At 61.3% G+C, this 23,527-nt stretch carries 21 protein-coding genes; 14 read left to right on the top strand and 7 right to left on the bottom strand.

The features are described from left to right. Window positions 1-4 precede the first annotated feature (4 nt). From Q1B40_RS14475 to Q1B40_RS14465, 3 genes are read left to right on the top strand one after another with little or no spacing between them, the layout of a single operon-like run. Complete coding sequence (locus tag Q1B40_RS14475; protein ID WP_299815927.1) at window positions 5-2,287, top strand: cellulose biosynthesis cyclic di-GMP-binding regulatory protein BcsB; 2,283 nt, start codon at window positions 5-7, stop codon at window positions 2,285-2,287. A gap of 1 nt (window position 2,288) precedes the next feature. Further along, entirely contained in the window at window positions 2,289-3,395 is a 1,107-nt protein-coding gene (locus Q1B40_RS14470) for a glycosyl hydrolase family 8 (RefSeq protein ID WP_299815924.1), read from the top strand. Further along, on the top strand, window positions 3,374-5,161 hold the full coding sequence (locus Q1B40_RS14465; protein ID WP_299815921.1) for a tetratricopeptide repeat protein: 1,788 nt from the start codon (window positions 3,374-3,376) through the stop codon (window positions 5,159-5,161). The genes Q1B40_RS14470 and Q1B40_RS14465 overlap by 22 nt, the downstream gene beginning before the upstream one ends. Window positions 5,162-5,312: 151 nt before the next feature. Here the strand turns inward: Q1B40_RS14465 and Q1B40_RS14460 are convergent, their stop codons facing one another. From Q1B40_RS14460 to Q1B40_RS14430, 7 genes are all read right to left on the bottom strand, one after another. After that, a complete protein-coding gene (locus Q1B40_RS14460) occupies window positions 5,313-6,068 on the bottom strand; it encodes an SDR family NAD(P)-dependent oxidoreductase (protein ID WP_299815919.1) in 756 nt (251 codons plus the stop codon). Window positions 6,069-6,109: 41 nt separating this feature from the next. Continuing rightward, window positions 6,110-7,561: an aldehyde dehydrogenase gene (locus Q1B40_RS14455; protein WP_299815916.1), complete on the bottom strand. Its 1,452-nt coding sequence runs from the start codon at window positions 7,559-7,561 to the stop codon at window positions 6,110-6,112. Between the two features lie 50 nt (window positions 7,562-7,611). Continuing rightward, entirely contained in the window at window positions 7,612-8,325 is a 714-nt protein-coding gene (locus tag Q1B40_RS14450) for an ABC transporter ATP-binding protein (protein WP_299815912.1), read from the bottom strand. Further along, window positions 8,312-9,046, bottom strand: coding sequence for an ABC transporter ATP-binding protein (locus tag Q1B40_RS14445; protein ID WP_299816540.1), 735 nt, complete (start codon window positions 9,044-9,046; stop codon window positions 8,312-8,314). Before Q1B40_RS14445 ends, Q1B40_RS14450 begins: the two co-directional genes overlap by 14 nt. After that, on the bottom strand, window positions 9,046-10,008 hold the full coding sequence (locus tag Q1B40_RS14440; RefSeq protein ID WP_299815909.1) for a branched-chain amino acid ABC transporter permease: 963 nt from the start codon (window positions 10,006-10,008) through the stop codon (window positions 9,046-9,048). Before Q1B40_RS14440 ends, Q1B40_RS14445 begins: the two co-directional genes overlap by 1 nt. Beyond that, window positions 10,008-10,880, bottom strand: coding sequence for a branched-chain amino acid ABC transporter permease (locus tag Q1B40_RS14435; RefSeq protein ID WP_299815906.1), 873 nt, complete (start codon window positions 10,878-10,880; stop codon window positions 10,008-10,010). The genes Q1B40_RS14440 and Q1B40_RS14435 overlap by 1 nt, the downstream gene beginning before the upstream one ends. 83 nt (window positions 10,881-10,963) lie before the next feature. After that, window positions 10,964-12,112 carry an amino acid ABC transporter substrate-binding protein gene (locus tag Q1B40_RS14430; RefSeq protein ID WP_299816538.1) on the bottom strand — a complete coding sequence of 383 codons (1,149 nt, stop codon included), beginning with the start codon at window positions 12,110-12,112 and terminating at the stop codon, window positions 10,964-10,966. A gap of 261 nt (window positions 12,113-12,373) precedes the next feature. Between Q1B40_RS14430 and Q1B40_RS14425 the strand changes: the two genes are divergently transcribed. From Q1B40_RS14425 to Q1B40_RS14375, 11 genes are all read left to right on the top strand, one after another. After that, complete coding sequence (locus Q1B40_RS14425; protein WP_299815903.1) at window positions 12,374-13,285, top strand: AraC family transcriptional regulator; 912 nt, start codon at window positions 12,374-12,376, stop codon at window positions 13,283-13,285. 331 nt (window positions 13,286-13,616) lie between these two features. Then, window positions 13,617-14,657 (top strand): TRAP transporter substrate-binding protein, encoded by a 1,041-nt coding sequence (locus Q1B40_RS14420; protein WP_299815900.1) that lies wholly within the window; start codon window positions 13,617-13,619, stop codon window positions 14,655-14,657. 68 nt (window positions 14,658-14,725) lie between these two features. Next, the gene (locus tag Q1B40_RS14415) at window positions 14,726-15,313 is read left to right on the top strand and encodes a TRAP transporter small permease (protein ID WP_299815898.1); all 588 of its coding nucleotides are present in this window, start codon (window positions 14,726-14,728) and stop codon (window positions 15,311-15,313) included. Continuing rightward, on the top strand, window positions 15,310-16,626 hold the full coding sequence (locus Q1B40_RS14410) for a TRAP transporter large permease (protein ID WP_299815895.1): 1,317 nt from the start codon (window positions 15,310-15,312) through the stop codon (window positions 16,624-16,626). The genes Q1B40_RS14415 and Q1B40_RS14410 overlap by 4 nt, the downstream gene beginning before the upstream one ends. A gap of 85 nt (window positions 16,627-16,711) precedes the next feature. After that, window positions 16,712-17,476 carry an SDR family NAD(P)-dependent oxidoreductase gene (locus tag Q1B40_RS14405; RefSeq protein ID WP_299815892.1) on the top strand — a complete coding sequence of 255 codons (765 nt, stop codon included), beginning with the start codon at window positions 16,712-16,714 and terminating at the stop codon, window positions 17,474-17,476. A 10-nt stretch (window positions 17,477-17,486) separates the two neighbouring features. After that, window positions 17,487-18,254, top strand: coding sequence for a crotonase/enoyl-CoA hydratase family protein (locus tag Q1B40_RS14400; protein ID WP_299815889.1), 768 nt, complete (start codon window positions 17,487-17,489; stop codon window positions 18,252-18,254). A gap of 4 nt (window positions 18,255-18,258) precedes the next feature. Further along, window positions 18,259-18,744, top strand: coding sequence for a MarR family winged helix-turn-helix transcriptional regulator (locus tag Q1B40_RS14395; protein ID WP_299815886.1), 486 nt, complete (start codon window positions 18,259-18,261; stop codon window positions 18,742-18,744). Between the two features lie 23 nt (window positions 18,745-18,767). After that, window positions 18,768-20,582 carry a feruloyl-CoA synthase gene (locus Q1B40_RS14390; protein WP_299815883.1) on the top strand — a complete coding sequence of 605 codons (1,815 nt, stop codon included), beginning with the start codon at window positions 18,768-18,770 and terminating at the stop codon, window positions 20,580-20,582. 12 nt (window positions 20,583-20,594) lie between these two features. Next, window positions 20,595-21,467, top strand: a complete 873-nt coding sequence (locus Q1B40_RS14385) for an amidohydrolase family protein (protein ID WP_299815880.1) — start codon at window positions 20,595-20,597, stop codon at window positions 21,465-21,467. Further along, on the top strand, window positions 21,464-21,919 hold the full coding sequence (locus tag Q1B40_RS14380; protein ID WP_299815877.1) for a DUF3237 domain-containing protein: 456 nt from the start codon (window positions 21,464-21,466) through the stop codon (window positions 21,917-21,919). The genes Q1B40_RS14385 and Q1B40_RS14380 overlap by 4 nt, the downstream gene beginning before the upstream one ends. Before the next feature lie 12 nt (window positions 21,920-21,931). Beyond that, window positions 21,932-23,509 carry an acyl-CoA dehydrogenase family protein gene (locus Q1B40_RS14375; protein ID WP_299815874.1) on the top strand — a complete coding sequence of 526 codons (1,578 nt, stop codon included), beginning with the start codon at window positions 21,932-21,934 and terminating at the stop codon, window positions 23,507-23,509. Window positions 23,510-23,527: the final 18 nt, after the last annotated feature.

The following is a 23,527-nucleotide window of genomic DNA, read 5'->3' as shown; positions in this document are numbered from 1 at the left end:
TGTCATGAAACACCATATGTTTGCAGTAAAAACCATGCCTTTGGTAAAGGCCGCCCTGTTGGCAACCGCGATGTTGGTTCCGGCGCTGCCCGCAGGCGCACAGGAGGTGGATCTGTCCATCCTCGAACCGCAGGCGGTCCGCCCGATGGCGATCCGCCGCCTGTCGGCGACCACCGATCAGTTGCGCCTGGAAGGCGAAATGGCTGAAAGGACCATGGCCATCTACGCGCCGCGCGACGAAGTGCTCAAATACAGGAAGCTGCAGGTCGATTACCTGACCGCGGTCTCCGCCGCCCCGGAGAGTTCCAATCTGGCGGTCTTCGTGAATGGTCAGGTTATCGGGGCAATAGAACTGAAAGCGGGGGAGCAAAACACCCTTCGCAGCTTCGACCTGCCGCCCGGGCTGCTTGTCGAAGGGTTCAACGAAATCCGGTTTCTGGCCCAGCACCGGCACAGGGTCGATTGCACGATCCCGGCCACTTATGAACTGTGGACGGCACTTAATCCGGCCAATACCGGCCTGGTGTTCGATCCGGGGCCGGGCAGTCAACCGCAGGTGCTGAGCGATCTCGACATCCTCAGGTCGATCCCGACCAATGAAAACGGTGCGACGAATATCCAGCTGGTCCAGATCGGCAGCACCGCCATCGGCAATATCGACCGTGCCCTGGCTGTTGCGCAGTCCATTGCGGTGTTCGGCAAATATCTGAATCCCGATGTCAGAATTCAGGGCCGTCCCGGGACAGGTGCCGGTCTCGACATCATCCTGGGAACAAGGTCTGAACTTTCCCAGGCTGGTTATGTCATCGGCAGCTCCCGCTCGGACATACCGGGCCTGGCGCTGGTGCGAACGCCTGTGACGGGCCGGATTGCCCTGATCATATCGGCCGACAACCGTTTGGCGCTGGATCAGACGATCGAAACACTGGCCTCCCGTCTTGCAGCGCTTCCCGTCACCGGATCGAGAGCGGGCGTGGCGGCATTCGCGAACAAGTTCGGACGGAAGGTGGATACCGGAAGGGCCATCACTCTTTCCCAGCTCGGTGTCACCAGCAAGCGTTTCGACGGGCGTTTGCTGCACCAGGATTTCTCGCTCAACCTGCCGAATGACTTCTTCGTCGGGGATTATGGCAAGGCGACCCTGGGTCTCAATGTCGACGCGCTTGGAGATCTTTCGAAAGCCAACAAACTGCAGGTATTCGCAAACGGAGCGGCGCTTGCTTCCGCCGATCTGACGCGTACCGGCATAAGCTCGCGCAATCCGCTCAACATTCCGCTCGGTGGGTTTTCGCCGGGCTACAACGAAGTCAGGATCGAAGTTTCCGCGCTGACCGATGGCGATGCCGTGTGTAACGTGGCGGAGCAGGTTTCCGGTGACAGGCTTTATCTGAGTGCCGAGAATTCGGCCATTGAGTTCGATACTTTCGCGCGGATGCGGGTGACGCCGAATGTCGCGGTCAAGAACCTGCTGGCATCTGCGCCTTCAGACACAAGGCCGACCCTTGTTCAGGTTCCGGCGGATGATCCGGCAAGTCTCGAGACGGCCGTCCAACTGGTCGTGGCTTCAGCCGCTCTCAACCAGGAAGTCCGTCCGGTGTCCCTTGTTCTGTCCTCGGCGCCGGTCGGCACCCGGCCGGGTCTGATCGTGGCTCCGGTCGACAGGTTGTCCGGAGCCGCGAAGGAAGCCTATCTGGAAACGATCAACCAGGGGCGCCGGGCTCGCAGCGGCGGCATTACGGGGCTGCTCGGCCTTGATGCGATCAGCGAAGGCGATGACAGCCTCTGGGCAGACGTGCGCCGTTATGCCGGATCGCTCTGGCGGGGCATGGGTTTCAGGCTCAGCCCGGGGGCGAACCCGGGACAGGAGTTCCACCTGGAACAACAGGATGTCCTGTTCGCGCAACGGACCACCGGCCTTTCTCCGGACGAACGCTGGGTGGCTTTCATGGGAGCCCCGGTAAAACAGGACGCCTGGACGGTGGTGACCGGTCTTGGCAGTGAAGACATCAAGACCGGCGTGAGTGCGCTTCTGGAGAAGAACCGGCTGTCCTGGCTGAATGGTGACACCTCGCTCTACAAGGCGTCCACGGGTCAGGTTGTGTCGGAGCGGTTCTCCGAGCCCAACTACTTCGCGACGGTGGCCAATCCTTCCGACTGGCGCAACACGCGGCTGGTGGTTGCCGGTGTGATCTCGCACAACATGCTGTCCTTCGTTCTGTTCATGGCGGCATTCTGCGTTTCGCTCGGGTTTGTCTATTTCATTGCGCTCAAGAAGTCGGGCCGGTGAGATGGCAAAGATGCTTTGCGCGGCGGTGATTGTCTCCATGATGGCGGCCGGCGGGGTCTTCCCCGCCATGGCCACCGAGGTGATCGGCCAAAGCGCCCGCGACAACGAAGCTGTTTCGCTCTGGCTGAAGTCGGCGTGGCGCGAATACGCGAAGAGGTTCGTGACGGCTGATGGTGCCGTCATCGACGATGGCAATCAGGGGATCAGCCACAGCGAAAGCCAGGGCTACGGGATGGTTCTGGCGGTTGCCGTCGACGATCGCGAGCTTTTCGAGCGCATTCGGGACTACACGTTCGAAACCCTGCAGGTCCGCAAGGACCACCTTTTCGCATGGAAAGTGGAACATACGGACAAGGGACCGAATGTCGCCGATACCAACAATGCGACCGATGGGGATCTTCTGATCGCCTGGGGGCTTGTCGAAGCCTATAAGAGCTGGGGCGAAAACGAGAATTTGAGTTCGGCCAGGCTGGTGCTGAAGGACATTGCGGAAAAGCTTGTCCGTGACACCGGCTTTGGCCCTGTTCTGCTGCCCGGCGAAATCGGGTTCAGTTCCGGGAACGGGAAGGAATTCACGCTCAATCCCTCCTACTGGGTCTATCCCGCCCTTGAGGCGGTCGCCCGTTTCGATACATCCGCCAATTGGGAGGAGATCGCCGTGGTCGGCGAGGAAGTGCTCGACCTTTCGCAGCGCGCCCCCAGCTATCTGCCGCCCGACTGGGTCGATGTCTCGGGGATAAAACTGGATCCGGCGGAAAAGTTTCCGCTGGAATTCGGTTACAATGCAATCCGCATCCCTCTTTATCTGGCTCTTTCGACAAATGCGTACCGGGAGAAAAAGGTCGCGGATTTCGCGGCCCTGAAGGGCTTTGACGCGCCCGGAGGCCCCTATGTGGTGCATGTCGTTTCCGGCGAGACGCAAAGCGTCATGGGGGGCAAGGGATTTGCGGCCGTCGCGGCACTGACCCGTTGCATGGACACGTCCGAGCCCTTTCCTCCCGAACTGCTGCGCGTCGGCGCAGACCCCTATTATTCATCGACCTTACAGATTTTCACTGTTTTGGCTTTAGCTGAGAGGTATCCACAATGCTTATCTCAAGAAGGATAATCACCGCCGTTGGCCTGGTGCTTTCTGGAAGTGCCGCGCAGGCGCAGACCGCGCCCTGGGACACCGTCCCGTTGCAAACCAGCAATTCACCCTTCGTCCTGTCGCTTCCGGGAGGCGCGGAAACACCCCCGCCGGCACAGAATGCCGAACCTTTCGCACTTGGATCGGCCGGGGTCGTGCAGCAGGCGAATGTACAGGGTGCAGCTCCCGCCAGGCCCCAGGTGGATGAATCCGCCCTGCGGTATTACGCTCACAATGGTGAAATCGGCAGGGTTTCGGCAGAAATCAACCGGTTGAAGAGCCTGCACCCGGACTGGGAGCCGCCGGAAGACATATTCGACTCCAACAAGACCGTGGTGAACGAGCAGCCTTTGTGGGATCTGTTTGCGGCCGGCAAGTCCCAGGAGCTCTATGCAAAGATCCGGGAATTCATCAAACTGTATCCCGGTTATGCACCTTCCGGTGAATTGCGGCGCCAGATCATGAACGCGGAAGCCCGCAAGACCGTCCTCAGTGCGTCGGAAGTCGGAAACTACGCGGATGTGGTCAAGACGGTGGCGAAGAACCCGACGCTGCTGGTTTGCCAGGAGATGGACATGATCTGGCGGACGGCTGAAGCCCTGTACAAGACAGGACGCGAAGCGGAAGCTTTTGCCGCTTACCAGTATATCCTGGCCAATTGCTCCAATCCGGACGAACGTGTCGCCACCGTGCAAAAGGCGGCGGAAACTCTACCGCGTCAGGCCGTTGAAAAACTGATCACGTTCGGCCGGGCCGGGATCGACGGGCAATCGGAGTTCAACGATATCTTCCTGAATATCGTGCGCGGCGAAGTGGGAAAGGCGGCAGCCGACGAAATGCTGCTTGTCGAGCGGGCCGATCTGGAAGCTCTCACGCGTTCCGCTAAACTGCAGCAAAATCCCGGCGATGCGGAACTTCTCGGCTGGTACTACTATTCCCGCCAGGATTATGAACAAGCCGCGGAATGGTTCAATGCCTCGCTTAAACTCAGGCCTTCGGTGAAGGCGATAGAGGGGATCGTTATTTCACTGAAGGGAGCGGGCGCTTACGAAGAGGCGGAAAATCTCGCCTACGAGAACCGCCGCAAGGATCCACTTATCCTCAAGGCCTATCTGGAGGTGATGTCGATCCAGATACTGGACAATCTCGATCGGGAACTCGATTTCAAACGCCTGTCCAGATTTGCCAACTCCATCGAGGAAGCCGAGTCTGCAAACGGGGCGCAGGTTCTGGGCTGGCATTTCTACGAGCTCTACGATTTCGATGAAGCCGAAACCTGGTTTGACAAATCCATGAAGTTTCATCCCAACGAAGCCGCCGTCGTCGGCCTCATTCTGGTTGCCCAGCGCAACAAGCAGACAAAGCGCCAGAACCAGCTCATTGCCGACTGGTCGGGGGATTTTCCGGCTGTAGAGGCCCTTAATACAGTGCGGAGGGCGTCTGCAAGCTCAACGCAGAAAAGGTCGAGCGGCGGAAGCAAAAGTTATTCGAACTCGTCACTGACTTCCGCCCGCAATGCCTTCAATTCCGGCAACTACAAGGAGGCGGTCGCTCTGCTTGAGCGCAATGCCCTGCGTGGCCGTGAAACCCGCACTACACAGCTGCTGCGAGGGTGGGCGCTCTTCAACAGCGGCAGAAGCAAGGAAGCGCACAAGATCTTTGCCGCGGCGGATGCCCAGCGCTCCACCAAGGAGACCCGTCAGGGCAAATGGTTCTCCGAAAAGGCCATGTACAAGTACCAGTAACGGCGCTGAAAAGTCGTCGGCGTGAACCGTAACCGGGCTCTGTTGTTGCTCTCCTTGTGTTTCCAATCCGGGACCGGGAGGCTCTACAGAGCCTGGATATTACGAAATCGAGTGTTCCGAATTTGCCGGGATCAATCCGGCATCCTGCCTCTCAGGCGCTCATGCCGCCGTCGGCCATGAGCATGGTACCGGTGGTGAAGCTGCTGTCGTCGCTGGCGAGGTACAGGACCGACCGCGCGACTTCGCTTACCGTTCCGTGACGGCCGAGCGGGATCATGTCGTTGAACATTTTCGTCCCGTCGACGCCGAGTGTTTGGCCGATGCCGTCTTCGACCGCTTGCTGGAACGAGTTGTCGAGCGGGCCGGGATGGATTGTGTTGACGCGAATGCCTCTGGGGGCAAGTTCCTTCGACAGGCAGCGCATCAGGCCGACCTGGGCGTGTTTGGCGGTGATATAGCCATAGACGCCGGGGTCGCCGCGTGTACCTGCCACGCTGGAGGTGATGATCATGCTGCCGCCGTCGCGCATGGCGGGCGCTGCGTATTTCGCGGTCAGGAACGCACCTGTAACGTGGACGTTGAGAACGCTCTGAAACGCTTCGAGTGGATAGTCCGCGATCGGTTTCACCTCGCCGAAATTCCCGGCATTGGAAAACACGATATCAATGCCCCCGAAGAAGCCTTGCGCGGTTTCGACGGCGGCTGCCATTTCCGTTTCGGAGGTGACATCCGCTGTCAGAAACAATACCCGATCGGACGGCAAGGCCTCCGATGCCCTATCGAGAGAGAGGCGGTCGCGGTCCATGAGGACCACGCGCGCACCTTCCTCGACGAAGAGCCTGGCCGTCGCCAGGCCCAGGCTTCCCGCACCGCCGGTAATCAGGGCGGTCTTGTTTTCCAGTTTCATCTGCAGTTTCCGCGATAGGAGTGATGAGGTCTGTCCTGCGATCAGATCGGGTAGTGGACAGGCCCGTCCTGAATGGTGATCCAGCGCAGCTCGGTGAATTCCGCGATACCGGCCTTGCCTCCGAAGCGGCCGTAGCCGCTGTCCTTGACGCCGCCGAACGGCATTTGCGCCTCGTCGTGGACGGTCGGTCCGTTGATGTGGCAGATGCCGGATTCTATCCGTCGGGCAACGCGCATCGCACGGTTGATGTCCTTGCTGAAAACGGCGGAGGACAGACCGTATTCGGTGTCGTTGGCCACCCGCACCGCTTCGTCCACACCGGAGACACGCACGACGGTCGCGACCGGACCGAAGCTCTCCTCGTTGTAGATACGCATGGACGGGGTCACATGATCGAGCAGGGTGGCGTCCATGACGGCACCGTCCGCGCCGCCGCCGGTGATCAGCACTGCACCCTTGCTGACGGCGTCCTTGACCAGTTCCTGGATCCGGTCCGCGGCACGCACATCGACAACGGCGCCGAGCGGGGTTTCGCCTTTTCTCGGATCGCCCGCCTTGAGCGACTTCACCTTGGTGCTGAGTTTGTCGATGAAGGCGTCGGCGATGGCGTCATCGACAATGATGCGCTCTGTCGACATGCAGATCTGACCCTGGTTCATGTAGGCCCCGAACGCGGCGGCGGAAACGGCCGCGTCCAGATCGGCATCGTCCAGAACGAGAAACGGCGCCTTGCCGCCGAGTTCCAGAAGAGCAGGTTTCAGGTTGCGGCCGCACATCTCTGCAATGACCCGTCCCACACGGGTGGAACCGGTGAAATTCACCCTGCGGACCGCCGGGTGGGAAATCATCGTCTCGACGATTTCCGGCGCATCCTCGGGTGCGTTGGAGATCGCGTTCAGCACACCGGAGGGAATTCCGCCCTCACGTAGCGCATCGACGATCAGCCGGTGCGTGCGCGGGCAGATTTCAGAGGTTTTCATCACGACCGTGTTGCCACAGGCGAGCGGTGTGGCAAGAGAGCGTACGCCGAGGATAACCGGTGCATTCCAGGGGGCGAGGGACAGCACGACACCGACCGGCTGGCGCACGCCCATGGCAAGGCTGCCGTCGCGGTTGGAGGGAATGATTTCTCCGCTTATCTGGGTGGTCAGAGCGGCGGCTTCGCGCAGCATGTCGGCTGCAAGGTGTACGTTGAACCGTGCCCAGCCTTCTGTCGCGCCGATTTCATCGGCCATTGCGGCAACGATATCATCTGCGCGGGCTTCCAGGGCTGCCGTTGCGGCAAGGAGCAGTTTCCTGCGCGGACCGGGGCCCATGTCCGCCCAGTCGGGAAAAGCGGCGGCGGCGGCGTCGCAGGCCTGCCGGGCGTCTTCCCTGGTGGCGGCGGCGACACGGCTCGCGACCTCGCCGGTGATGGGGTTGAGGCGTTCAAACACCTTGCCGTCGGCGGATTGCGTGTCTTCCGAGCCGATCAATAATCCGAGTGCATCCATGTCAGTCATCCCAGTTTGTAATTCTTGTTTTCCATACAGTTCGTTCGATTTCAGGCATTGAGGCCGAGGAATGCCTGCCTGACGGCTGGGTCTTCCTTCAACTCGGCGGCGCTGCCTTCTCCGACCACGCGTCCGACTTCCAGAAGATATCCCCTTGCGGCGAGTTCGAGGCTGATCGTCACGTTTTGCTCCACGAGCAGAAGTGCCACACCGGACGCGCCGATCCGCCCGAGGGCATCGAAGAGTTCACCGACGACCACCGGCGCGAGTCCGAGGCTCGGTTCGTCCAGCATCAGGAGCCGCGGATTGGACATGAGCGCTCTTCCGATGGCGACCATCTGCTGTTCGCCGCCGGACATGGTGCCGGCGATCTGTTTGCGCCGTTCCGCAAGGCGCGGGAACAGATCGAAGATGAAATCCCGCTGCCGTGCCTCGCCTGCGCGGGCACGCCTGGAATAGGCGCCAAGGGCGAGATTTTCGTCGACGGTGAGCGCCGTGAAGATGCCCCGGCCTTCCGGCACGAGGGCGATCCCCTCATCTGGTATCCGGTGCGGGGCAACCCCTGCCAGTTCATGGCCGTCGAGGGTGATGCTGACGCCCGGCTCCGGTGTCACCAGTCCCGAGATGGCCTTGAGAAGGCTGGATTTGCCTGCTCCGTTCGCTCCGAGGATCACGACCGTTTCGCCGGGGTCGACACGCAGATGCACATTGTCCAGGGCGATGTGCTTGCCATAGCGCACGGAAAGAGCGTCAAGTGTCAGCATGGGTGCCTCCAAGATATGCGCGCACCACTTCCGGATCCCTGAGCACCTCGGCGGTCGCGCCATCGGCGATCTTGCGCCCGGCGTTCATGACAACCGCGCGCGGGCACAAGGCCCGGATCGCATCCATGACATGCTCCACCAGCAGGATGGTGATGCCTTTCTCGTTGAGTTTGGAGATCAGCCCGATGCCGATGGACAGCTCGGAGGGATTGAGGCCCGCGAGCCATTCGTCGAGCAACAGCAGCTTCGGTTTCGAGGCCAGTGCCCTGGCAAGTTCCATGCGCTTCTGGTCGATATAGGTGAGCGCAGCGGCATTTTCACCGGACCGTCCCGCCAGGCCGACGTCTTCCAGCAAGCGGTGAACTTCCTCTTTCGCGGCCTCTTTGGCGGGCGGGTTCCTGCGGAACATCACAGCTGCCAGAATATTGTCCTCCACATTGAGAGAAGGAAGCACCCGCACAAGCTGGAAGGTGCGTGCGACGCCTGCATGGGAGATCCAGTGGGCCGGCTTGCCGGTCAACCGTTTGCCGTCCAGCTGCACGGTGCCGCCGGAAGCGGGCTGAAACCCCGAGATCATGTTCAGCGCCGTTGTCTTTCCCGATCCGTTCGGACCGAGCAACGCGGCCACTTCGCCCTGCCGCAGGCTGAAGGACAGCTCGTTGACCGCAGTCAGCCCGCCGAAGCGTTTGGTGAGGTTGCTGACGTCCAGAAGGGTCTCCATCATCCGACCTCCTTGTCCTGCGACGGCTCGTTGCTGCCTGCCGACCTGCGCGCGCGCAGCCGGTTCCAGTGATCTTCGAAAAAGCCGAGCACACCGTTGGGCAGAACGAACACGATGGCGATGAACAGCAGCCCCAGGATGATCGAATAATGATCGGGGAAATTGGCGGACAGCCACTCGAACAGCAGGAACAGCGGCACGGCTCCGACTACGGGTCCCCACAGTCTTCCGGCACCGCCGAGAAGCGCCATGATCAGCGTCAGGAACGAGATTGTCGGATTGAAGACGATCGTCGGTTCGATATAGGTCCAGCGCGGAGCCTGAATGGCGCCGACCAGCGTGATGATAACCGAGCTTGCCGCGAAGAGGGCCAGCTTCACCCGGGCTGTCGGCAGACCGCAATGCTCGGCGACCACTTCGTCGTCACCGATCATCTTCAGCGCCAGTCCCCAACGGCTGCGCTTGATGAAATAGCCGATGGCCAGCGTGACGGCGCAGAGCGCGAGGAGTTTCCAATAGACGACTTCGGGTCCGTAGTCGACGAAGAGATAGCGTCCGAGCGTACCGGTGATGTTGACCTCGTACCAGGTGACGAGCTGGCGGATCAGTTCGGCAAGGCCGAACGTGAAGATCACGAAATAGACGCCGGCGAGACGCAGCGTCGACAGGCCGACGAGAAGGGCGACGACCAGCCCGATCAGGGCGGCGACCACGAGAACCAACCAGGAGGGCAGGGTTTCATAGAGCACTGCCACCGTATAGGCGCCGATGCCGAAGAAGGCGACTGTCGCCAGTGAAACGTATCGGGTCGGCCCGGAAAACAGCGCCCAGGCGCTTGCAAGCGTCACGTATCCGACAAGCCCGAGCAGGAACCCTATTCCGTATGTGCCCAGAAAGAAGGGAGCTGCGGCGAGGGCGGCGAAGATGGCCGCAAGCGCAGTGAAGGAAAATGCCACCATCATCACACGCGCCGTCCAAACAGGCCCTCGGGGCGCCACAACAGAACGGCGAGGAAGATCGTGTAGGTCGCGGCCAGCGTGAGACCGGGATCCAGATAGGTGGAGACGGTCGTTTCAACGATGCCGAGCACGAGGCCGGCGGTCAGCGCGCCCAGAAGATTGCCCACACCCCCCATGATCACCACGATCAGGGCCTTCATGGTGAAGACGACACCGCCGGTGGCGGTAAAGGTCTGGTACATGGAGATCACGGTGCCGCCGGCCGCGGCAAGGGCCGTGCCCATGGCGAAGGCAACGGCAGCGGCGCGGTCTGTATTGATGCCGACGAGCTTCGCCGACTGCGGCGATACCGCAACTGCCCTGAGGGCCGTGCCCCAGCGCGTGCGGGTCAGCAGGGCGTAGAACATAAGGCCGATGGTGAGCGCCAGAACAAGGGCGATCAGCCGGTTGGCGGCAACGGTCGTGCCGAAGATCGAGACGGGCACGTTGAGGAACGTGTAGCTGGTGTAGTTGCTGCCGAACAGCACCAGCAACACGCCCTGGATGACGAACAGCAGACCGAAGGTGGTCAGGATGGAGTCGACCTCCAGCGTCGCCTTGTCGGGCGCGCGCTTCACCAGCGGCGACAGAAGAAACACATAGACAAGATAGCCGAAAATGAAGCCGCCGGGGACGACGATGGCCAACCCGGTCAGAGGGTTCATCGACGGCAGGGCCTGCACGACGAAGGCGGCGAAAGCGGCGGTAATGATCATGTCGCCGTAAGCGAGATTCATGATGCGGGCAATGCCGTATTGCAGGGTCAGTCCCATGGCGACAAGCGCGTAGGTGCCGCCGAGCACGAGGCCCGCTATCAGCGTGGTGGTCAGTGTCATGTGTTCCTGCCGAAACCGTTGATCTGTCGGGCATGGGAGACCGGCGGCGGTTTTCCCGCCGGTCTCCTATCCGTGTAGGCGTCTTACCAGGGCTGCTTCGGGAGCTTCACCTTGGAGGCGCCTTTCCGGTCGGCAGGCGCCACACCTGCCAGCGTGCCGTTCTGCCACTGGCCCACCAGCCACAGGTCGCGGAGCTGATTGTCCTGAAGGCTGGTCTCGCCGAGAACGGTCTCGAAGGTTCCCGTCGACAGTTCTTTCGAAACGGCCTCCCGGTCGAGGCCTACGCGTTTGATGGCCTCTTCGAGCATCTGCAGGCTGGCATAGGTTATGACGCTGCCCCACAGATCCGGATACTGGCCGTTCACCTCGTTGTGGCGCTCGCGGTAGGCCTTGTTGCTTTCGTTGGCCGGGTCGATGCCGCCCAGCGTCATGATGCCTTCGGCCTTCTCGCCAAGGTTCGCGCCGTAGGGCGGGAAGCCGACGCCGACACCGAGATAAAGCACCTTCGGATTGAAGCTGTTTACCTGTGCCTGCTGGGTGAGAGCGAAGGTGCCCGGGGGATAGGAAAAGGCGACGAATGTGTCTGCCCCGGAGGCTTTTGCCTCGTTCAGGATGGTGGTGAAGTCCTGGGTCCCGACCGGGTAGGTCTGGTCCATGACGACATCAAGACCTGCTTCCTTAAAGGAAGGACGGGCCGCGGTGACGAGATCGATGCCGAAGCCGTCGGCCACGGAAATCATCGCGACCTTGGAATTGATGACACCTTCCTTGACCTGGTCGGCCAGCAGGGTTGCCAGGGCGTTCGTATAGTCATGGCCGCCGCCGAGGAACCAGAAGCTTTTCGGCCAGCGCTTGACGAAATCCGGTGCCTTGTCGGTCACGGCGGACACGGCGAGCTGGGGATAGCCGTAACGGTCGAAGAGCGGCGCGACCGCGAGGTTGAAGCCGGTGCCCCAGGGCGGGAGAATGAAATGGGCTTCATCCTGTCCGGCCAGACGCTCGACGGCACGCACGACTTCCTCGGCGCTGGACCGGTCGTCATATTCGATGAGCTCGACCGGAATTTTCGTGCCGTCCGGCATTTCCAGACCGCCCTTGGCTTCCAGGTCCGAGAGCCAGAGTTTGTAATTCGGAATGGTCGTCATTGCGGCGCCGCCGGCATTGGCGCCGGTTTTCGAGACCGCGTATCCGATCTTGACCTTGTCCGGATGGTCCTGTGCGGAGCCCGGCATGGCGGCAAGTGCCAGCGCTGCGGTGCCCGCAAGTACGGTCAGGCTGAGCCTGCGAAATGTTGTGATCATGTTTTCCTCCCAATCGGCCGAAGTCACGTGTGCGACAGCGGCGGGGCCGGTTCTCCACGACCGGCGCCGTCATTACACTATCCGGGAATGCGCGGATTAAAATGTACATTTAATGGAAAAAAATGTACTTATGATATCTATTTTCAGGCAAATATGCCCTTCAACTGAGCAGATCGCCGGACACATAATCAGATGAGCCTCTTCGATACGTCTTCCGGCAACTGGCCGTCTCCCGGTCCTGCCCAGCATCAGATCGAAATTCTTCCCGATACCGAAGCCGGTGTGATCCGGACCGCATTGACGCCGACGAGCTGGACGTTGCGCGGCCGCCGCAACCGGGGCTTCGTGCTGGTCTCGGGAGAAGGGCAACTGGATTTCGAAAGCAGCGAGTTGCCGTTCGTCAGCCCTTGCGCGGTCTGGCTGCCGGCGGGCAAGACAGCGCGGCTGACGCTGAAATCCGGGTCGCGCGGCGCGCTGGTGTCGGTGTCGGAACTGGCCTTCGGCAGGGCGGTTCCCGCCGGACTCGTCGGACGGCAGGTTAAGGATGCCCTGCTGCATCCCCTCATCGGTGCCCGTTTGCAAAAGCCCCAGGCGCTGGAGTTGATGAGCGCCATCGAATCGGTCGAACGGGAACTGCGCAGCGAACTGCCGGGGGGGCAGGAAGCGGCGCGCCACCATCTCGTGCTCGCCCTCATGACGCTGTGGCGGATTTCCAGTCCCCAGCCGCAACAGGTCCAGGCGGCGCCCAGAACGATCGTGCGGAATTTTCTTCACCTGCTGGAGCTTCATCTTCGCGACCACTGGACGATCGCCGCCTATGCACGGGTTTTGAAGGTTTCCCGGGCACGGCTGACCAGCGCGGTCAAGCGGATCACCGGAAGAGCGCCGCTGGAACTGATTCATGAGCGCCTTGTGATCGAGGCGGAGGCGCTGCTGGCGGAGTCCAATCTTCAGGTCGCGGAGATCGCCGACGCGCTGGGCTTCAAGGATGCCGGTTATTTCAATCGGTTCTACAAGAGGGAGACAGGCATTCCACCGGGCCGGACCCGCAAACGCGGTGCGGAACGCAAGAAGTCCTTTCCGGGCTTTCATGAGTGGCCGTGACACCTGCCGCCTTATGGTAACGGCTTCGAACGAGCTGCCATAAGTCTAAGATCGGGTGGATTTTCTTTCGGGAAAACAATGATAAGGTGCCGCCCCGGGGAGATGCGTTGGAAGAGGACAAGGCGATGCGCGGATCCAGTTCAATTCTGGAGGACAAGCCGGAACGGCGGCACTGTCCAGGCCTCGTGGCTCCTTGCAGCATTTCCCTGCCATCATTTCATGATGGACAGGACTTCAAAAAAGGTTATACGGTATAACTATTATGGATCATTACCTGATCGAGGGGAGGACTCCGGTCAGTTTGTAATGTTGATCTGAAAGGGAGGACAGGATGATCAACTTCCACAAGCAGCTCGCGACTTTCGCGGCAGCTGCAGCCGTTTCGGCAATCGCACTTGCCGGAACCGCATCGACGTCACTGGGGCAGGAAGTCACGCTTCGCATGCACCAGTTCCTGCCGGCGCAGGCAAATGTTCCCAAGAACGTTCTTGACCCGTGGGCGGACAAGATCGAAGCGGAATCCGGCGGACGCATCAAGATCGAGCGTTATCCGGCCATGCAGCTTGGCGGCAAGCCGCCGGAGCTAATCGACCAGGTCGTTGACGGCGTTGTCGACATCGTCTGGACGGTCGCCGGATACACGCCGGGCCGTTTCCCGCGCACTGAAGTGTTCGAGCTGCCGTTCACCATGACGGACGCGGAGACGATGTCCGAGGCGTACTGGAAGCTCGCCGAAGAAGAAATGATGGATACGGAATTCGCGCCGTTCAAACCGTTGGCCCTGTGGGTGCACGGACCGGGCGTGATCCATTCCAGCGAGCCGATCACGGAGCTTTCCGACCTGAACGGCGTCAAGCTTCGCGCGCCGACGCGGGTGACGAACAAATTGTTCTCCAATCTCGGCGCGACGCCCATCGGCCTGCCGGTGCCAGCCATTCCCGAAGCCCTGAGCAAGGGTGTGGTGGATGCAACGGTCATCCCGTGGGAGGTCGTCGGTGCGCTCAAGGTGAACGAACTTGTGAAAAATCACACGGAGTTCCCCGGCAAGGCGATCTACACGACCACTTTCCTGTTCGCCATGAACAAGGACAAGTACGGGTCGCTGCCTGATGACCTGAAAGCCGTGATCGATGCGAATTCCGGACTGGAATTCTCCAAGTTCGCAGGCAAGCAGATGCAGGCAGACGATGCCGGTCCGCGCCAGGCTGCGGTCGACATGGGCAACAACATCATCACCCTCACGCCCGAACAGGCTGCGCAATGGGAAGCGGCCGCCCAGGGAACGATCGAGGAGTGGACGGCTGAAATGGACGAGAAAGGTCTCGACGGTACCGGCCTGCGCAAGCGTGCAGCGGAACTGATGAGCAACTGATCTTTCTGGCCAACCGGTCTCCCGGAGGACTGTCTTCCGGGAGACCTTTCCCTCAGGAATTCTGAATAATGCTGTTTCCCCTGGTGGAGCGCCTCGCACGCTTCATGGCAATCCTCGGCGGGTTGGTGCTGACGGCGCTGATCGCTCTGACATGCGTCAGCGTCCTCGGGCGCGGCCTCAATACGTTCGGGCATTCCGCGTTTCTGACGTCGATGTCCGAATCTGCTGCGAACGCGCTGATCGCGACCGGGGTCGGACCCGTTTTCGGTGATTTTGAACTGGTCGAGGCCGGGATCAGCTTCACCATCTTCGCGTTTCTGCCGATCTGCCAGTTGCGCAAGGCGCATGCGACGGTGGATATTTTCGCAAGCCATTTCCCGCGCGGGCTGAACCGTTTCCTGTCGACCCTCTGGGAAGTTCTCCTCAGCGCCGTCATCCTGCTCATCACCTGGCGCCTGTTCGTGGGGATGGAGGACAAGATGCGCTATGCGGAAACCACGTTCATCCTGCAGTTCCCCATCTGGTGGTCCTATGCGCTCAGCTTCGGTGCCGCGGCGATCGCGTCTGTGGTTGCCGTCTACTGTGCCGGCGCCAGCGTTGTCGAACTGATTTCCGGACGCAAGTTGATTGATGACATGGAAGGGGGAGTCCATTGAGCCTGCTCGAACTCGGATATCTCTCGTTTCCCGTGCTGCTGGTGCTGATTTTCCTGCGCGCACCGATCGGGCTCGCCATGCTGTTGTGCGGTCTGGGGGGACTTTATCTCGCCACCGGCAACCCGAATATCTTTCTGTCCAAGCTGAAGAGTGAAACCTATACGACCTTCTCCAGCTATTCGCTGACCATCATTCCGATGTTCCTGCTGATGGGGCAGTTCGCAACGCACTCGGGCATGTCCGCTTCGTTGTTCAAGGCGGCCGAAAGCTGGCTCGGTCACCGCAAGGGCGGCGTGGCGATGGCCGCGGTCGGCGCTTGTGCGGGCTTCGGTGCGATCTGCGGATCGTCGCTCGCGACCGCAGCCACCATGAGCCGCGTGGCGCTTCCCGAACTGCGCCGCTACGGCTATTCCGGCGGGTTTTCAACGGCAACGCTTGCAGCCGGCGGTACGCTCGGCATTCTCATCCCGCCGTCCGTCATCCTGGTGATCTACGCCATCCTGACCGAGCAGAACATCGCCAAGCTGTTTCTGGCGGCTTTCATACCGGGAATTCTGGCCGCTATCGGCTACATGATCACGATCTCCATATATGTGCGCCTCAACCCCAAAGCGGCCGGCACGCGTGAGCCTATTCCCTATTCGGAGCGTTTCAAGGCACTGATGGATGTCTGGCCGGTTTTGCTGGTCTTCGGACTTGTCGTCGGCGGGATTTACAGGGGCTGGTTCACGCCAACCGAGGGCGCTGCCGTAGGGGCTGCGGGAACAGGGCTGCTCGCCCTGGTTTCGGGCAATCTCACGCGCAAGATGTTTCTGGACAGCATCATCCAGACGGCGCTCAGCACCGCGATGATCTTCTTCATCGTGCTTGGCGCGGCGTTCTACAACAGCTTCCTGGCGCTGAGCCAGTTGCCGCAGGAGCTTTCCGGCTGGGTGGTCGGGCAGGGCTTCAGCCCCTGGGTGGTTCTCACCCTGATCCTGCTGTTTTATCTCGTCTTCGGCTGTCTGATGGACAGCCTGTCGATGATCCTGCTGACGATCCCGATCTTCTTTCCGGTGATCAGCGTTCTGGAATTCGGCATGAGCCCGGAACACCTTGCGATCTGGTTCGGCATCCTGGTGCTGATTGTCGTCGAGGTCGGGCTGATAACGCCGCCTGTGGGCATGAACTTGTTCATCATCAATGCCATAGACCGGTCAACGCCGATGAAGGACACCTACAAGGCTGTCCTCTGGTTCGTCACTTCCGACATTGTGCGGGTCATCCTGCTGGTGCTCTTCCCGTCGATCACCCTGTTCCTGATCTCCGGTTAACCGGAGAGCGGGGCCGGGGTTTCGGCAGGCTTAAATAGATATGGAATATAACAATGATGAAGCAAACAGGTTTAGAGGTGCTGTGATGCTGACTTCCGGACAGACCGTGCTCGTGACAGGAGGCGGCAGCGGCCTGGGCGCGGCAACCGCCCGCCATTTTGCTTCGCTCGGAGCCAGGGTCGCGATCCTCGATTTCGATATCGAGCGTGGCCGGAGTGTGGCGCAGGAATGCGGCGGGCATGCAGTTCAGGCCGATGTCGGCGATCAGACGGCCGTCGACAGTGCGCTGGAGGAAGCCGCTCAGCATCTGGGCGGCGCGCCGCGGGTGGTGGTGAACTGCGCCGGTGTCGGGCATGCGGCGCGGATCGTCGGTCGTGAGGGCAAGATGTCCTTCGACGTCTTCGAGAAGACGCTCAGGGTCAACCTGTTCGGTACCTACAACGTGATGAGCCATGCCGCCCGCCGGATGATGGCGCTGGAGCCGCTGGACACCGGAGAACGCGGTGTGATCATCAACACCTCTTCGGTCGCCTGGGAAGACGGGCAGCTCGGTCAGGCCGCCTATGCGGCGTCCAAGGGCGGCATCGCCTCCATGTGCCTGCCGGCAGCGCGCGAATTCGCCCAGCACGGCATCCGCGTCGTGGGTATCGCACCAGGTCTGTTCCAAACGCCGATGATGGCCGGATTGCCGGAAGAGGTCTCCGCGAAGATCACCGCCAATATTCCGTTCCCGCCCCGCCTGGGAGACCCGGACGAATACGCCCTGCTTGCGGCGCATATCGTCGCCAATCCGTTCCTCAACGGAACGACCATTCGTCTAGACGGCGCCGTGCGCCTGCCGCCGCGCTGAGGAAGAAGCCATGAGTGAACCGATGTTGAAGGTTGAACTGAGCGACGATGTCGCGACCCTGACCATGAACCGACCGGACAAGCGCAACGCCATGTGCGACGAGCTGCTTGCCGCCATCGACGGTTTCTTTTCGAACCCGCCGAAGGAAACCAAAGCCGTCGTCATTACCGGGACGGCGGGGCATTTCTGCTCCGGTCTCGATCTCAGCGAACATGTCGCCCGTGATGCGGAAGGCACCATGCGCCATTCGCGCGGCTGGCATCAGGTCATGGACAGGATCCAGTTCAGCGGTCTGCCGGTCGTCTCGGCCCTGTTCGGCGCGGTCATCGGCGGAGGCCTGGAGATGGCGGCGGCCACGCATGTGCGCGTTGCCGACACGACGGCCTTCTTCCAGCTGCCCGAGGGGCGGCGCGGCATTTTCGTGGGCGGCGGCGCGTCTGTCCGGGTGGGGCGCATTCTCGGGGCGGACAGGATGACGGAGATGATGCTGACCGGACGCAGATACGATGCCGCCGAAGGTCTGGCTCTCGGACTTGCGCATTATACCGTCGAAGAGGGCGCTGCGCTTGCCAGGGCCCAGGAGCTGGCCCGCCGGATCGCCTCCAACGCGCCGCTGTCCAATTACATCATGATCCAGGCGCTCGCGCGGATTGAGGACATGTCGAAAGCCGACGGGCTGTTCACCGAAAGCCTGTGCGCGGCAATCACCCAGACCAGCCCGGATGCGGTAGAGGGCCTTGCGGCCTTTCTGGAAAAACGCAACCCGACCTTCAGGTGACGTCATGAAAAAATCCGCACCCGAACCCGCACTTGAGACGGGCGTCCACAGTATCAGCGACAGGACCCTGCGCGCGTTTTACGGTTACCAGATGAAACGGACTTTCAACGCCATCCAGTCGGATCTGAACCGGACGTTGAAGCCTTTCGATCTGCGGATGCTGACATATACCGCCCTCGTTCTGGTGGTGGACAATCCCGGTCTCAGTCAGGCGCAGCTTGCCGAGGCCATGGATATCGAACGGCCCAATCTCGTTGTCATCGTCGATGAGCTGGAACGGCGGGAGCTGATCATCCGCGACCGGCTGCCGAAAGACCGCAGGGCCTACGCCCTTAAGGCAACGCTGGCCGGAAGACGTCTTTATGAAAAGAGCGTTGCGGCGGTCTCCGCGCATGAGAAGGCTTTCCTGCAGGGCGTGGATGCGGAGGCTTTCGCGGTGGCGATGAATGTCATGCAGCGTGTCGAGAAGAACCGTCAGCGGCAAAGCTGACACGGCATTGGGAGGAAACAGTCATGAAACGCACATCGAAATTTCAGTCTCATGCCGTTGAGAAGCAACAGCGCGCTGACGGGTCAATCCTGCTGACATCCCGTCATACGCTCAGCCCGGCGGTCGAGCGTACCGGTGACTGGCTGCATTTATGGGCGAAGGCTGCGCCGGAACGGGTTTTTCTGGCGGAGCGAAGCGGCGCCGGCTGGCGGCAGGAATCCTATGAAAGCGTGCTCGGCCAGGTGCGTGCAATCGGTGCGTCGCTGCTGGCACGTGGAATGGGACCGGATACGCCGATCCTGATCATGTCGGGCAATGGTGTCGATCACGGTCTTCTGGCGCTGGCCGCGCAGTATGTCGGTATTCCCGTCGTGCCTGTCGCCGAACAATATTCGCTGGTTCACGGCGCTCACGGCCGCCTCAGGGAAGTCATCGGACTGATCCGTCCGCGCATGGCCTATGTGGTGGATGCCGACCAGTTCGCGGAAGCACTCGCTCTCGATGCGCTGCATTCAATCGAGATCGTTGCCAGCCGTCCGGGGTCTGCACAGGTGACCGCGTTCGCCGAACTCCTGAAGGGGGACGACAGCGTCGATGTCGACGCGGCGTTTGCGGGAGTGACCGCAGACACGGTCGGCAAGATCCTGATGACCAGCGGGTCCACCTCCAGTCCCAAGGGCGTTCCGACGACCCACCGCATGATGTGCGTCAACCAGGCCCAGCTTGCGGACGCCCTGCCGTTCCTGCGGGAACGTCCGCCGGTGATCATGGACTGGCTGCCCTGGAATCATGTTTTCGGCGGCTCGCATAATTTCAACATGATGCTGGCCAATGGCGGCAGTTTTTACATCGATGACGGCAAGCCGGTGAAGGGGCTGTTCGAGCGCACGCTGGAAAACCTGTCGCTGCAGACCGGCACCCTGGCGTTCAACGTGCCGCTCGGTTTCGGCATGCTGCTCGGCGCACTTGAGAAGGACGACGGCCTGAGGCAGCGCTTTTTCGAAGGGCTCGACCTGATCTTCTATGCGGGGGCTTCCCTGCCGCAGGAAGTCTGGTCGGGTTTCGAGCGTATGGCGATGGAGGTGAAGGGGGAAATTCCGCTGATGACCTCTTCCTGGGGGCTCACGGAGACCGCGCCCTGCGCGATGATGCAGCAGGAACCGGCGCCGCGCTCCGGTATCGTCGGCGTACCCGTGAACGGCGTCACGGTGAAGCTGCTTCCCGATGAGGACATGCGCTGCGAGGTGCGCGTCAAGGGCCCGAATATCATGCAGGGCTATTTCAACGATCCTGAAAAGACAGAGGCGGCTTTCGACGAGGAAGGCTTCTTCATCACCGGCGATGCGATGGTGTTCCTTGACGAGAACGATCCCGACAAGGGGATGCGTTTCGACGGCAGGATGTCGGAGGATTTCAAGCTGCAGTCCGGCACCTGGGTGCGGGCAGCGCAGTTGAAACTCGACATGCTGTCCCGCATGGCGCCGCTCGCGGCAGATCTTGTTATCACCGGTGCGGACCGCAAGCAGATCGGGGTGATGATTTTCCCGAATGTCGCGGAACTGAACCGCGAAGGCTTCAGTCTTCAGGAGGAGGGCGGGGCCTATGGCTGCGCACTGCTGCAGGGAGAAATCCACCGTAGGCTTAGCGAACGGGCGCGCGAGATCAGCGGCAGCTCGGCGCTTGTGTCCCGCGCCATTGTTCTTAGCGAACCGCCGTCCATGCCGGAGGGCGAAATGACGGCCAAGGGCAATCTGAACGTCCGCAAGGTGCTGACGCGCCGCGAGAAGCTGCTGGAGCGGCTTTACAACGACAACGACCCGGCTGTGGTCACGATTTGAGGGGAAACCGAGATGGTCGACATTTCAAAAGTCCGGGCGATCGATATCCATACCCACGCGGAGGAACCCTGCGGTTGTCATTCCGATGACGGCTATGACGACTTGCAGTCAACGATGGCGAAATATTTCCGCGCGCCGTGGAGCCACCCGCCGACCGTGCCGGAAACCGCTGCCCATTACCGCGAGCAGAACATTGCCGCGGTGATCTTTCCGGTCGATGCTGAACGCGAAACCGGTTACCGCCGTTACAAGAACGAGGAAGTTGCCGAACTCGCTGCCGAGAACGACGACGTCCTGATCCCCTTTGCCTCGATCGATCCGCACAAGGGCAAGCTCGGCGCGCGCGAAGCCCGGCGGCTGATCTCCGAGTTCGGTATCAAGGGCTTCAAGTTTCATCCGACCATGCAGGGCTTCTATCCGAATGACCGCATGGCCTATGAATTGTACGAGGCCATCGCCGAGGCGGGCGCAATCGCATTGTTCCACACCGGCCAGACCGGCGTCGGCAGCGGCATGCGCGGCGGCAACGGGATGCGGCTGAAATACTCCAATCCAATGTATATGGACGATGTCGCGGTCGACTTTCCGGACATGAAGATTATCCTCGCCCATCCGTCCTTCCCCTGGCAGGAAGAGGCCCTGGCCGTCGCCCAGCATAAACCGAATGTCTATATCGACCTGTCGGGCTGGTCGCCGAAATACTTCCCCGAAATTCTGGTGAAATACTGCAATTCGATCCTGAAGAAGAAGGTGCTGTTCGGCTCCGACTGGCCGATGATAACGCCGGAGCGCTGGCTGGCGGACTTCGAAAAGATCGCCATCAAGGATGAGCTGCGTCCTGACATCATCAAGGGCAACGCTGCGCGGCTTCTGGGCCTGACATGAGTGCTCCCGCGCTCAGCCACTTCTGCGATCTGGAAGTGCAGCTCGGCCCTGTTCGGGAAATGGGGCAGGGACGCTGCGGCGGACGCCGTATCATTCCGATCATCGGCGGAACGGTGACGGGAAAGATCAGCGGCAGGGTGCTTGAACTTGGCGCCGACTGGCAGACGATCCTTGCCGACGGTTCGGCCGATATCGACACGCGCTATGCCTTCGAAACCGATGACGGAGCGCTGATCGAGATCGTCAACAAGGGCGTGCGGCACGGACCGCCGGAGCTCCTGCAGGCCTTGGCCCGTGGGGAGGATGTCGATCCGGCGCATTATTATTTTCGTACAACGGCTCGTCTGGAGACAGGGGACCCGAGATACGAATGGGTTAACCGGATGATCTTTGTGGGCACCGGCAGACGGCTCGCCGCCACTGTTCTCGTATCGCTCTTTTCCGTTGACTGAGGACCTGTTCCGATGAAACCGTTTTCCGCGCCGCTCGACGACATACTCTTTTCGCTGAACCACGTTGCCGGGGCCGGCAGTCTTGCGAACTGGGACGGCGATCTGGCTTTTGAAATCGGTCAGCATTTCGCGGCCTTCGCCGAAGAGCAACTGGCGCCGCTCAACGAGCCGGGCGACCGTCTGGGATGCCGGCTGGAAGGTGGACGGGTGCGGATGCCGGAAGGTTTCGCCGAAGCCTACAAGGCTTACGCCGAACAGGGCTGGCCGGGTCTGACGGTTCCGGAGGAATTCGGCGGCCAGGGCCAGGACGGCACGGTGCTGGCTGTCACGTCGGAGATCTTTTCCGGTGCGAACCACAGCCTGCAGATGGTGACCGGTCTCGTGCCGGGCGCCGTCAGCACGCTGTTGTCCTTTGGCACTTCTGACCAACAGGCACGTTTCGTCCCCTCGCTGGCTTCGGGCGGTGCGCTGGCAACCATGTGCCTGACCGAACCGGAGGCGGGATCGGATCTTGGCCGGATTCGCTGTAAGGCTGTTCCTTCCGGGAGCGGCTGGAGCCTGACGGGAGAGAAGATCTTCATTTCCGGTGGCGATCAGGACATGAGCCAGAACATCCATCATCTTGTGCTCGCGCGCACCTCGGATGACGGGGTGAAGGGGCTTTCCCTGTTCATGTCTCCCTGCACGCGTGCGGACGGGTCGCGCAATGCAATCTCCGTTACCCGGATCGAAGAGAAGATGGGACTGCACGCCTCGCCCACCTGCCAGCTCGCCTTTGACGGGGCGGAGGCGGAACTCATCGGTGAGGCGGGCGCGGGACTGCGGGCGATGTTCACCGTGATGAACCACGCAAGGGTCGATGTGGCGCTGCAGGGTGTCGCCCATGCCGCGCGCGCCTTCGATATCGCGAGAACCTATGCCGCCGAGCGCGTTCAGGGACGCGGGCCCGACGGCAAGTCTGTCACCATCGACAGGCATGCGGATGTCCGCAGGATGCTCGACGAAATCGATAGTCTGGCATTGGCCGGGCGCGCGGTGGCGCATCTGACCCTTGTTGCCATCGAAACCGGCGACACACCCGATCTTGCCGAGTTCCTCAAGCCGGTGGCAAAGGTCTACTGCTCGGAAGCGGGAATGCGCGCCGCCGAACTGGGCATGCAGGTCCTGGGTGGTTACGGCTATCTGCGCGAATACGGGCTGGAGCAGATCTACCGCGACGCCCGTATCACGGCGATCTACGAAGGGGCAAACGGCATTCACGAGAAGGCCCTGGTGACCCGTCTGCTTTCCGGACCGGCGGGGGATGCATTCGAAACCTTCCTGTCGGAGGAATGCACCGCCCGGCAGATCGGCCGGCAGGCGCTTGAAGTCTCCCTTGAGACATGGCGCGGCGCCCGCGAGCGGATCGCGGCGTGTTCCGATCCCGGACCACAGGTGCATGCCTTCATGCAACTGACGGCCGGCGCCCTTGTCTTGTGCTTGTGGGCGCGTATGGCGGAGGCAGCGGACCGTCATCCCGACCCCCGGCGCATCAGGCGTCTCGCGGACAGGGCGCTGGGCCTCGGTGACGCGCAATCCGCCTCTGGATGACCCTTGGTAAGGGCCTGA

It is taken from the genome of uncultured Roseibium sp., assembly GCF_947496995.1.
In the GTDB taxonomy this organism is placed as follows: domain Bacteria; phylum Pseudomonadota; class Alphaproteobacteria; order Rhizobiales; family Stappiaceae; genus Roseibium.
This window is presented reverse-complemented; position numbering and strand designations above follow the sequence as displayed.